The sequence below is a fragment of the Rhodococcus sp. GXMU-t2271 genome, from assembly GCF_041414735.1.
Classification (GTDB): Bacteria; Actinomycetota; Actinomycetes; order Mycobacteriales; family Mycobacteriaceae; genus Rhodococcus; species Rhodococcus indonesiensis.
In genome coordinates this window covers 18,212-28,823 of sequence record NZ_JAUIZP010000050.1, presented here as the reverse complement: position 1 = coordinate 28,823, position 10,612 = coordinate 18,212, and the positions used below count along the sequence as shown (strand labels likewise).

At 71.4% G+C, this 10,612-nt stretch carries 13 protein-coding genes; 4 read left to right on the top strand and 9 right to left on the bottom strand.

All coding sequences use genetic code 11. The features are described 5' to 3' along the window. Nucleotides 1-80 precede the first annotated feature (80 nt). From QYS60_RS18855 to QYS60_RS18845, 3 genes are read right to left on the bottom strand one after another with little or no spacing between them, the layout of a single operon-like run. Nucleotides 81-740 carry a superoxide dismutase family protein gene (locus QYS60_RS18855; RefSeq protein ID WP_289379055.1) on the bottom strand — a complete coding sequence of 220 codons (660 nt, stop codon included), beginning with the start codon at nucleotides 738-740 and terminating at the stop codon, nucleotides 81-83. Between the two features lie 59 nt (nucleotides 741-799). Beyond that, nucleotides 800-1,342 carry a LytR C-terminal domain-containing protein gene (locus tag QYS60_RS18850; protein WP_289379053.1) on the bottom strand — a complete coding sequence of 181 codons (543 nt, stop codon included), beginning with the start codon at nucleotides 1,340-1,342 and terminating at the stop codon, nucleotides 800-802. A gap of 48 nt (nucleotides 1,343-1,390) precedes the next feature. Further along, the gene (locus QYS60_RS18845; RefSeq protein WP_003937404.1) at nucleotides 1,391-1,756 is read right to left on the bottom strand and encodes a DUF3263 domain-containing protein; all 366 of its coding nucleotides are present in this window, start codon (nucleotides 1,754-1,756) and stop codon (nucleotides 1,391-1,393) included. Nucleotides 1,757-1,890: 134 nt separating this feature from the next. Between QYS60_RS18845 and QYS60_RS18840 the strand changes: the two genes are divergently transcribed. Genes QYS60_RS18840 through QYS60_RS18830 form a run of 3 tightly spaced genes read left to right on the top strand, consistent with a single transcriptional unit; the run spans nucleotide 1,891 to nucleotide 4,276 of the window. Continuing rightward, entirely contained in the window at nucleotides 1,891-2,487 is a 597-nt protein-coding gene (locus tag QYS60_RS18840) for a peptide deformylase (protein ID WP_054371692.1), read from the top strand. A 7-nt stretch (nucleotides 2,488-2,494) separates the two neighbouring features. Then, nucleotides 2,495-3,463, top strand: a complete 969-nt coding sequence (locus QYS60_RS18835) for a GNAT family N-acetyltransferase (RefSeq protein WP_371383931.1) — start codon at nucleotides 2,495-2,497, stop codon at nucleotides 3,461-3,463. 9 nt (nucleotides 3,464-3,472) lie between these two features. After that, nucleotides 3,473-4,276 carry an exodeoxyribonuclease III gene (locus tag QYS60_RS18830; protein WP_371383930.1) on the top strand — a complete coding sequence of 268 codons (804 nt, stop codon included), beginning with the start codon at nucleotides 3,473-3,475 and terminating at the stop codon, nucleotides 4,274-4,276. A gap of 33 nt (nucleotides 4,277-4,309) precedes the next feature. Here QYS60_RS18830 and QYS60_RS18825 read toward each other — a convergent pair whose 3' ends face one another. Continuing rightward, entirely contained in the window at nucleotides 4,310-4,660 is a 351-nt protein-coding gene (locus QYS60_RS18825; protein WP_003937400.1) for a GNAT family N-acetyltransferase, read from the bottom strand. A gap of 205 nt (nucleotides 4,661-4,865) precedes the next feature. Here QYS60_RS18825 and thiD point away from each other — a divergent pair, with 205 nt between their 5' ends. Then, complete coding sequence (gene thiD / locus QYS60_RS18820; protein WP_371383929.1) at nucleotides 4,866-5,708, top strand: bifunctional hydroxymethylpyrimidine kinase/phosphomethylpyrimidine kinase; 843 nt, start codon at nucleotides 4,866-4,868, stop codon at nucleotides 5,706-5,708. Here thiD and QYS60_RS18815 read toward each other — a convergent pair. The 5 genes from QYS60_RS18815 to QYS60_RS18795 form a co-directional block, all read right to left on the bottom strand. Further along, nucleotides 5,680-6,531, bottom strand: a complete 852-nt coding sequence (locus QYS60_RS18815; protein WP_371383928.1) for an adenylate/guanylate cyclase domain-containing protein — start codon at nucleotides 6,529-6,531, stop codon at nucleotides 5,680-5,682. The genes thiD and QYS60_RS18815 overlap by 29 nt on opposite strands. Further along, nucleotides 6,524-7,978 (bottom strand): M28 family peptidase, encoded by a 1,455-nt coding sequence (locus QYS60_RS18810; RefSeq protein WP_371383927.1) that lies wholly within the window; start codon nucleotides 7,976-7,978, stop codon nucleotides 6,524-6,526. Before QYS60_RS18810 ends, QYS60_RS18815 begins: the two co-directional genes overlap by 8 nt. A 13-nt stretch (nucleotides 7,979-7,991) precedes the next feature. Continuing rightward, the gene (locus QYS60_RS18805) at nucleotides 7,992-8,801 is read right to left on the bottom strand and encodes an ABC transporter permease (protein WP_003937396.1); all 810 of its coding nucleotides are present in this window, start codon (nucleotides 8,799-8,801) and stop codon (nucleotides 7,992-7,994) included. Then, a complete protein-coding gene (locus tag QYS60_RS18800; RefSeq protein WP_371383932.1) occupies nucleotides 8,798-9,742 on the bottom strand; it encodes an ABC transporter ATP-binding protein in 945 nt (314 codons plus the stop codon). The genes QYS60_RS18805 and QYS60_RS18800 overlap by 4 nt, the downstream gene beginning before the upstream one ends. A 517-nt stretch (nucleotides 9,743-10,259) precedes the next feature. After that, nucleotides 10,260-10,559 (bottom strand): hypothetical protein, encoded by a 300-nt coding sequence (locus tag QYS60_RS18795; RefSeq protein ID WP_003937394.1) that lies wholly within the window; start codon nucleotides 10,557-10,559, stop codon nucleotides 10,260-10,262. Nucleotides 10,560-10,612 lie beyond the last annotated feature (53 nt).

Below are 10,612 nucleotides of genomic sequence, written 5' to 3'. Positions count from 1 at the left end.
CGAGTCGAGCCACCCACAGGGCCCCGGCGACCGTCGCCGGTCGCCGGGGCCCTGTGGAAAGCAGTGCCGGGAGGTCGCCGTCAGGACACGACGCCGCAGGCGAGGCGCTCACCCGCGGCGGTTTCCTCGTGGACGACGACGGAGGTGCCGTCCCCGCCCTGCAGGTCGTCGAGGGTGAACTCCTCGGTGGTGACGGTCAGCGACCCGGTGCCGTCCTCGCGCACCACGACCGCGCCGAGGTCACCGCTCTCGGGGACGCTGGTGTTGCCGCCGGCCTGGAGATGCCCGCCCGCGGACAGGTAGTTGCCGGGTGCGCCTCCGGTCGGTGCGGTGGAGTTCGTCTCGCACTTGCCGACCTCGTGGACGTGGACACCGCGGTAACCGGCGGGCATGCCCTCGAGCTCTACGGTCACCTCGACCGCCCCGCCGGACTCGGTGAAGGTGACGGTGCCGGCGGCGCCCCCGGTCGGGGTGCGCAGCACGGCCTCGAGCTCCTCGCCGGCCCCGGCACCCTGCTCGCCCGGCTGCGCACCCGTCGTGGCCTCCTCCGCGACGGCGCCGCCGCCGTGGGCCTCGTCGGCACCCTCCGGAGCGGGGGATCCCGTCCACACCGGCGGGGTGGTGCCGGGGGTGTCGCTCGGCTCCTCGCTGTTCGAGCACGCGCTCAGGCCCACCGCAGCGATCGCGACGATCGGGGCCAGGGCACGCCAGGACATGCGACGGGTGGAACTCGAGGCCATCAAACCGCTCCTTCGAAGTGGCGAAAAGTCACCCGATCATAACCGGGCGGCGGACGCCCTCACGGCGAGGTGACGATGACGATGACCCCGGGCGCGGAGTCCGCGATCCCGGCGAAGCGCGGCTGTGCCGCCACCCCCAGTGCCTCGGCCACCGCCTCGGCGGTCTGCCGCTCCCCCGGACCCGTGCCGTAGTACACGGACGTGGATGCGATCACCCCGTCGCTGTAGTTGCCCGTCTCCGCGACGGTGAATCCCTCGTCCTCGAGCAGGCCGGCCGTCTGGGCGGCGAGGCCCGTGACGTTGCTGTTGTTCAACACGCGTACCGGTGCGGTGGCGGCCACCGGGGAGGAGGTGGTGGCGGAGACGGTCGTTGTCGCACCGGCGGTGGTCGTCCGCGCCGGTGTCGCGGCGAGCGGCGCCGATGTCGCGGATGTGGTCGCCGGCGCGGCCGCCGGTTCGGTCGCAGGCTCGGGAGCAGAGCCCTCGGAATCGGAGTTTCCGAGCGAGGCGAGGCCGAGGCCGGCGAACAGGATGGCGAGAGAGATCAGCACCATCGCGAGCGCTCGCAGCGGCGGACCCGACGATTCCGAGGTTGTGCTCACGCCGTCGACCTTAGTTGCCGCGTCCGCCGGAGCACCGTCGTACTCGCACTACGTGGTGATCTCGAACCCGAGCCGGCGCGCGGCCCGGGCCTTCTGCCGGCTCGCGCGCAGGCGCCGCAACCGCTTGACGAGCATGGGGTCCGCTGCCAGTGCCTCCGGCCGGTCCACCAGGGCGTTGAGGACCTGGTAGTAACGGGTCGCGGACAGTCCGAAGAGCTCCTTGATCGCCTCTTCCTTGGCCCCCGCGTACTTCCACCACTGCCGTTCGAAAGCGAGGATGTCGCGTTCTCGGCGAGACAGACCGTCCGTGCCCGCCTCGTCCGGGTTCACGACGGTGGGGTTGTTCTCGGCGTGGTTGCTCCGGTCGGAAACCTGCTCGGATTCGTTACCGATATGCGCTGCTGCGCCGTCCATCTCACTCCTCGACTGCCTCGAATCACACCGGCGTCCGATCGGACCCGGGTGTTTCCGAGGGCAATTCAACCATGGTGGTACGACAGGTACCGGCTCAACGGACGGGCGAGTCCCGCCCACTATCCTCTTGCACCATGGCAATTCTTCCGATCCGGATCGTCGGTGACCCCGTCCTGCATCACCCGACGAAACCGGTCACCCAGTCGCCGGCCGAACTGGCCCAGCTGATCGCCGACATGTACGAGACGATGGACGCGGCGAACGGCGTCGGCCTGGCCGCCAACCAGGTCGGGGTCGACCTGCGGCTGTTCGTCTACGACTGCCCGGACCGGGACGGGTCCGGCAACGTGGTCCGCCGCCGCGGCGAGGTGATCAACCCGGTGCTCGAGACGTCGGAGATCCCCGAGACCATGCCCGACCCCGACGACGACGTCGAGGGATGCCTGTCGGTCCCGGGCGAGCAGTTCCCCACCGGGCGCGCCGAGTGGGCGAAGGTCACCGGCACCGACGCCCAGGGCGACCCGGTCGAGATCGAGGGCCACGGCTTCTTCGCCCGGATGCTGCAGCACGAGGTCGGTCACCTGGACGGCTACCTGTACGTCGACAAGCTCATCGGCCGCAACGCCCGGGCCGCGAAGAAGACCATCAAGCGGGCCGGATGGGGCGTGCCCGGCCTGAGCTGGGTGCCGGGCACGGTCGAGGACCCGTTCGGCCACGACGACGAGGACTGACGCCGCGGTGACGACCGAGCAGCCCGTACCCGTCGGCACCCGGGTGGTGCTGCGCTACCGGCTGCCCGCCGGTTACAGCCACCCGATGACCGACGTGATCGGGGAACTGGTCGCCCTCGACCCGGCCGTGGTGGTCCGCACCGCCGACAGCCGTCTCGTGCAGGTCGCGCCCGACGCCGTGGTGGCGCTCAAGGCACTCGGCGCCCGCCCGATCCGCACCGGCGAGATCCGCGCCCTCGAGAACGCCGCAGCCGCCGCCTGGCCCGGGCTCGAGCAGGGCTGGATCGACGGCTGGCTCCTGCGGGCCGGCGCCGGCTTCACCGGGCGCGCGAACTCCGCCACGCCGCTGGGCGACCCGGGCACGGTCGCGGACCCCCTCGACCCGGACGTACACGCCCGGATGCGCGAGTGGTTCGCGGACCGGGGCCTGCCGCTGCGGCTCCTGCTGCCGGACCGGCTCGCGCGCATCCCGCACGGGTGGACCCCGAGCGACGAGGTACAGGTGCTGGCCGCCGACCTCGACAACGTGCCGCTGCCCGGCGTCGCCACCCCCGTGACCGTGAGCCCCGGCCCGGACGCCGGCTGGCTGTCGCTGTACCGGTATCGCGGCGCTCCGGTGCCTGCCGAGGGCCGGGCGGTCGTCGAGTCCGTCCTGGGCGGCGTGCTGGGGTTCGGCCGCATCGGCAGCGATGCGGAGACCCTGGCCATCGGCCGTGCCGCGGTCACCGACGCCCCCGACGGCCGGCGCTGGGTCGGGCTGACCGCCGTCGAGGTGGCCGCCGCACACCGCCGGCACGGCCTCGGCACACTCGTGTGCGGCGCCCTGCTGCAGTGGGGACGCGACCGCGGGGCCACCCACGCATACCTGCAGGTCGCCGCGGACAACAGCGCCGCTCGAGGCCTGTACCGGGCGCTCGGATTCGTCGAGCACCACCGCTACCGGTACGCGACGGAACCTGTCCGTCCGCTCGCCTAGAGTGAGGACGTGCGTCTTGCTACCTGGAACGTGAACTCCGTCCGTGCCCGTGCCGACCGGATCCTCGACTGGCTGCAGCGGTCGGGCACCGATGTGCTCGCCATGCAGGAAACCAAGTGCAAGGACGAGCAGTTCCCGTACGCGCGGTTCGAAGAGCTCGGTTACCGGGTCGCACACGTCGGGCTCTCCCAGTGGAACGGTGTGGCCATCGCCTCCCGTATCGGCCTCGACGACGTACAGATCGGGTTCGAGGACCAGCCCGGGTTCACCAAGGACCCGGACGCCGACCCGGCGCAGGAGGCCCGGGCGATCGGCGCGACGTGCGGCGGGGTGCGGGTGTGGAGCCTGTACGTGCCCAACGGCCGCGAGCTGGCCGATCCCCATTACGTCTACAAGCTCGAGTGGCTCGCGAAGCTGCGCGCCGACGCACAGGCCTGGCTCGCCGCCGACCCGCAGAAGCAGATCGCGCTCGTCGGCGACTGGAACATCGCGCCCACCGACGAGGACGTGTGGGATCCGGCATTCTTCGATGGGAAGACCCACACCTCGGAGCCGGAGCGGGAGTCGTTCCGCGCGTTCCTCGACAGCGGTTTCACCGACGTGGTGCGCCCGCACGCCCCGGGCCCGGGCGTGTACACCTACTGGGACTACACCCAGCTTCGATTCCCGAAGCGTCAGGGTATGCGGATCGACTTCGTCCTCGGTTCCCCGGCTCTCGCGGCACGCGTGGCCGGCGCGGAGATCGACCGCAACGAGCGCAAGGGCAAGGGCGCGAGCGACCACGCGCCCGTCGTCGTCGACCTCACGGACTGAGGAGCCGAACCCCGGCCCGCCGGATACCGCGCGTCAGCGACGGGCAGCGGTCCGTCCGCTCGGCAGCACGACGTCCCGATACTCGGGATGGGCGGTGAGGAATCGCTGCACGTAGGTGCACACGGGACGGACCCGCCAGCCCCGCTCACGCGCGAGATCCAGGGAGCGGCCCACGAGTACGCCCGCGAGTCCGCGGTGCCCGAAGTCCTCGACGATGACGGTGTGCAGGAAATCGACGACGGGATGGTTGCGTCCGGGCACGCCCGAGGGACGATCCGTGTCGAAATACCCGAGGATCCCGACAAGATCCCCGTTCAGGCGTAGCTCGAAGCGGTTCTGATCCTTGTTGTCGGTCACCTCGGTGCGCGGCGCGTTGACGAGCATGATCCCTCCGAGGTGCCGTAACCGAACTGTGATCTACGCCACTATAGAGCATGCAGGGTGCATCTGCCGAGACGTGTGGGACAAAACTGGACGTTGTCCCGGGACAGCGCTGCGCCGGTGTGGCAGCGCACATCGGCAGCCGCGCGCCCGCTCATCCGACAACCGGCCGGGCCCGCAACCGGACCGGATCGGTAGGGTCGCAGCCGTGAAACTGCTGCCCCTGCCACCGAAGGGCCGAACCCCGGTCCGTGCCCTCACCATCGCCGGAACCGATTCGGGGGGCGGGGCCGGCATCCAGGCCGACTCGCGCACCATGGCGATGTGCGGCGTGCACGCCTGCGTCGCCGTCGCGGCCGTGACCGTGCAGAACTCCGTGGGCGTCAGCGGTTTTCACGAGATCCCGCCCGAGACGGTGGCCGCGCAGGTGCGCTGCGTCGTGCAGGACATCGGCGTCTCGGGCGCCAAGACCGGCATGCTCGCCTCCACCGGGATCATCGAGGCGGTCGCCGCGGTGTGCGCCGAGGTCGGCATCGGACGCGATCGGCCGGTGCCGCTCGTGGTGGACCCGGTGTGCGCGTCGATGCACGGCGATCCCCTGCTGCACGCGGAGGCTCTCGACGCGGTGCGGCACACCCTGATACCGCAGGCCACCGTGGTCACACCGAACCTCGACGAGGTGCGGCTGATCACCGGTATCGAGGTCGTCGACGACCCCTCCGCGCGCCGCGCCGCCGAGGCCCTGCACGGCCTCGGCGCGCAGTGGGCCATCGTCAAGGGCGGGCACCTGCGCACCTCCGACGTCAGCACCGACCTGCTGTTCGACGGGGATCGATTCCTGGAGTTCACCAGTCCCCGCATCGACACCGGCAACGATCACGGCGGCGGCGACACGCTCGCCGCGGCGATCGCGTCGGCCCTGGCCCACGGATGGTCCGTGCCCGATGCCGTCGCGTTCGGCAAGGAGTGGGTCACCCGGTGTCTGGAATGGTCCTACGACCTCGGCGCCGGGCACGGTCCGGTCAACCCTCTGTGGCGACTGCAGTCCTGACCCGCCAGATCCCGAGTTCGGGCGGCACTCCCTTGGGGGCCGAGGTGAACAGACCTCGCCGGTGCGGGCGCACCTCGAGGCCGAGCACGTCGACCGCGCCGGCCGGCAAGGCGTCGAGCGTCGCGGACGACACCACCACGTGCCCGTTCCCGGCGAGTTCCATCATGCGGGCCGCGACGGTGACGTCGACGCCCAGCCAGTCGCTGCCGATCCGCCGGGGCAGGCCCGTGTGCGCGCCGACCCGGATCCGCGGCAGGTAGCCGTCCACGGTCACCTCGGTCAGGGCGGCTCGGGCCGCGAAGATCGCTTCCAGCGCCCGTTCCGGCCGGTCGAACACCACCATCAGCCCGTCGCCGAGCCGCTTGACGACGGTGCCGCCGCGGTCCGTGAACGCCGGCTCCAGTGCCCCGGCGACGCGCCGCAGCAGGTCGAGGGTGGCGACGTCACCCGCGGCGAGGGACCACGTCGAGAACCCCACGAGGTCGGTGAAGACCACGGTGACCTCCCGGTCGCCGCGACCGGCGCCGGTGCGTTCGAGCAGCGCCTGCCATGCCTGCAGCACGCCGAATCCGAGTTCGTGCACCGCGCTCGGCTCGTCGACGCCACCCCACCTCCCGGCCAGCCGCGCGGTGCGCCACTGCCCGGCCAGCCGGGCGACCGCCTGCGGCCCGCTGGTCCCCGCCGTGGACAACGGATCGCCGAAGCCGGGGTCGCCGGGCAGCGTGCGCCGCAGCCGCCGGGCCAGCCGGACCAGTTCGGGCCGCCGGTCCACGGCCGCGAACCGGTCCGCGAGGCGACGGCCGAGTCCCGGCGTCTCATCCATCGGATCGGGCCTCGGTGCGTTGCGGTCCGACCGGTACCCCGTCCGGCCCCGTGACGGCTCGCGCATACGTACCGACCCCGTACCCGACGGCCGAGGCTGCGACGGCCAGCGCCGCCCGGTCGATGTTCGCGAGCGTGTCCTGCGGGCTGTGGTAGTTCGGGTCGAACGGTTCGTCGCCGGTGCCGCCCCACTTCTGCGCCTGCTCCAGGGTCTTGCGGTCGTCGGCCCCGGAGAACACACCGCCCGCGGGGATGCCCGCGTCCACGAACGGCCCGTAGTCGGAGCGCCCGTCGAAGTCGGTCCCCTCGGCGGCGACGCCGCGTGAGGTCAGGTACGCCAGGAACGTGCGCTCGATGCCGGCCGAGCCCTCCGGTCCCGGACCGGTGCCCACCGCATCGGAGTCGTCGCCGTCGTAGACGAGATATCCAGGATTGGGCGAGCCGAGCATGTCGAAGTTCAGGTACAGGGCGATGTCCTCGCGGGCGGCGTCGTCCAGGGAGGCAACGTAGTCGGTGGAGCCGACCAGCCCGACCTCTTCGGCGCCCCAGAACGCGAACCGCACCGCATTGGTGACGCCTGGTTCGCTGCCGAGTTGCAGAGCCGTCTCGAGCACCGCGGCGACGCCGGTGCCGTTGTCGTTGATCCCCGGCCCCTCCGGGACGCTGTCGAGGTGGGCGCCGACGACGACCACGTCGTCGGTCGAGCCCGTGGCCGTCTGCGCGAGCACGTTGCGTGAGCGCACGCTCTCGATGCGGGTGTCGAGGACGAGGGTCACGGTGGTGGGGGCGGCGGCGAGCGCGCGGCCGTCGGCGCCGCTGATCCCCGCGGCGGGCACGCGGTCGTCGCCCTCCTCGCCGAGGGTGGCGCCGGCGAGCGCACCGTCCTCGTTGTTGGCGACGAGCAGCGCCGCCGCGCCGCGTTCCGCAGCGACCTGCTGCTTGACGGAGAACGGGCACACGCCGCGGGTGACGAGCACGACGGCACCGGAGACGTCGAGGCCCTCGTAGTCGGAGGCCTCACATCCGGGTGTGTCGTCGGCGGGCACCGGCACGAGCCGGGCGGTGAGCCCGTCCGGACCGGTCGACGGCGAGAACTCGAGGGCCCGGACCGGCACCGGCGCGCCGGCGACGGTCAGGGTCTCGGTCTCGACGTCGAAACTGCGAACGTCGAACTCCGGGGTCTGCACGTCGAATCCCGCGCCGCGCAGCCGGCCGGCGACGTACTCGACGCTCGCGTCGTAACCGGCGGTGCCCACGGCGCGGTTGCCGTCGTGCTCGGTGGCGATACGGTCGAGTTCCGTGAGATGGCCGACCACCGCATCGATTCCCACGGCCTCCGCCAGCGCGGCCGGATCCACCGGCGGTGGTGGCTCCTCCGAACATGCCGCCGCGAGCAGCACGATCGCTGCGACGACGCCCCCCGCCCGTACCCGCGCTCCCCGGTTCATCCGCCGAGGATACTCACGCGTCGCGCCGGTTCACCACGACCAGCGCGGCCGCGAACACCACGGCGACGAACACCGCGAAGTACACCAGCGAACCCCACGGCCCCCAGTGGAAGTCGATGCCCTGGTCGCTGCCGAGGAAGTGGTTGGCATTGGCGAACGGCAGGAAGGGCTGCACCCGCCGGCCGAACGAGCCGAACAACGCGAACAGCGACTCGATCAGCAGCGGCCACAGCAACAGCAGCGCGATGGTGCCGGCGGACTGGCGCAACAACGCCCCGACGGCGACGGCGAGCACCGCGCACAGCAGCGCGTAGATCGAGACGCCGTAGATCGACCGCCAGGCCTGGTCGCCCTCGAGAACGAGCTCCCGGCCCGCCTCCGGACCCGCCAGAGCCTTGGCGAGATAGAACGACGCGAGCGCCAGCACGCCGGTGAGCACCGCGCCGAACAGCCCGATCAGCAGCGCCTTGACGACGAGCACGACACTGCGGTTCGGCATCGCCTGGAACGTGGTGCGGATGACCCCGAACCGGTACTCGCTCGTCACCGACAGCGCCGCGAGGATCATCAGCACGAGCACCCCGAAGCCGGCGACGCCGCTCACCGCGACGTCCACGGTCGGGTAGAACCGGCCGACCTCGTCGTCGACGGACATGCTCGCCTTGGAGGCGGCGCCGAGGATCGCCGCGAGGCCCAGGCCGAGCGCGACGATCACGACGGTGCACCACCACGGCGACTGGGTGGAGGTCAGTTTGATCCGTTCCGCCTTGACGGTGTCGACGGCCACGCTCGCCGCCCCGGTGTTGTCGACCGCCACGCTCATCGCAGCTCCCCCTTCATCGGCTGCACGGCCGGGCCTCCGGCCACGGCTCCCTGGTACTGCACGTCGTCTCCGGTCAGTTTCATGAACGCCTCCTCGAGCGACGCGTTCCGGCTCGCCAGCTCGTGCAGCACCACCGAGTGCGCGGCGGCGAGCTCCCCCACCTGCGCGGTGGTGACGCCGCTGACGATCAGCGCGCCGTCGTCGTCCCGGACGGTGTGGCCCTGCCCGGCCAGTGCCGTGCGGAGGGTGTCGAGCTGCGGGCTGCGCACCCGCACCGTCGCTTCCGACGCCCGCTCGACGAACTCCGCGACGGACGTGTCGGCGATGAGCCGGCCCCGGCCGATCACCAGCAGATGGTCGGCGGTCTGCGCCATCTCCGACAGCAGGTGGCTCGACACGAGCACGGTTCGCCCCTCCGCGGCGAGGGCCTGCATGAATTGGCGGATCCACACGATGCCCTCGGGGTCGAGGCCGTTGACGGGCTCGTCGAACAACAGCACCTTCGGATCCCCGAGCAGAGCGCCGGCCAGTCCCAGCCGCTGCGACATGCCGAGCGAGAAGCCGCCCGCGCGCTTGTCGGCCACCTCGGTCAGGCCGACGAGCGCGAGCACCTCCTCGACCCGCGAGTTCGGCAGGCCGTTGGATGCGACGAGCCAGCGCAGATGGGCCCGCGCCGATCGGTTCGGGTGCACCCAGCGCGCATCGAGCAGCGCACCGACGGTCCGCAGCGGCCGTTTCAGCTGCCGGTAGGGGACGCCGTCGATCAGCGCGGTCCCGGCGGTGGGCCGGTCGAGGCCGAGGATCATCCGCATCGTCGTGGACTTCCCGGCGCCGTTGGGGCCGAGGAATCCGGTGACGATCCCCGGGCGGACCGTGAACGTCACGTCGTCGACGGCGACGGTGGAACCGAAGGTCTTCGTCAGTCCGGTCACTTCGATCATGACCCACAGCCTGCCCGATTCGGCCCGATCGTGCCGCGCCGGGTCGCCCCACAGTCCGGTGCACAGGTCGCCGGCGGAAGCTCGTCGCAGGTGACGGCGAGGCGTCCCGGCCGGTGCTGCGGAGCCGACGAGCGAGAAGGCGCCGAATCGGGCGCAGGGACCGAGATGAGGATCGTCCCCGTTGTCGAGTTCCGCCGAGCCGGTGGACGGCACGGGACCGGGGAGTACCGGCTGTTGCCGCTGCCGGCCGCCGTCACGGCGGATTCCGAGAGCAGCCGGTCGTGGCGATCAGCGCCGGGACACGGCCGACGCGGGTGATGTCAGGTCGAGCCCGGCTCGGTCCGGTCGGCGTGGAGTCTGCGGTAGCAGCCGTGTCGACTCCGTTGCACTCCAGTCTGTTTCATGGGATTCAGCACGTCCGATGAGGTCGGTCCCGTCGCCTCCTGCCGGGCCGTGACGTCGACGCGCGGTCCGAGACGTGGACGGCGGCGCGGCAGGTGGGGACGGAGCCTGTCGATCAGGCGGTTTCGGCGATGACGAGTGCGGTGACGTAGCCGCCGTACTTGTCGTCGAAATTCTTGTCGGCGTAGTCACATTCCACGCGGAAGGTCACTGTGCCGCCCGAGATCGACACGAGATCGGTGTCGACCTCCACGATGTTGATGTGGTGATCATCGGAGTCGTAGTCGAGCTTGAAGCCGTTGAGGGCGACTCCGGCGCGCAGCACGTTCCGCGGAAACGACACCGACTGCTGGATGCTCCTGCGGCCCGTCCCGACCGGAATCGTGACCGACGGAGTGAGAAACGATATTGCCATGGGACCGGTCCTTTCTGATGGTGACCTGACACATCGACTGTGAGCCGCGGGGT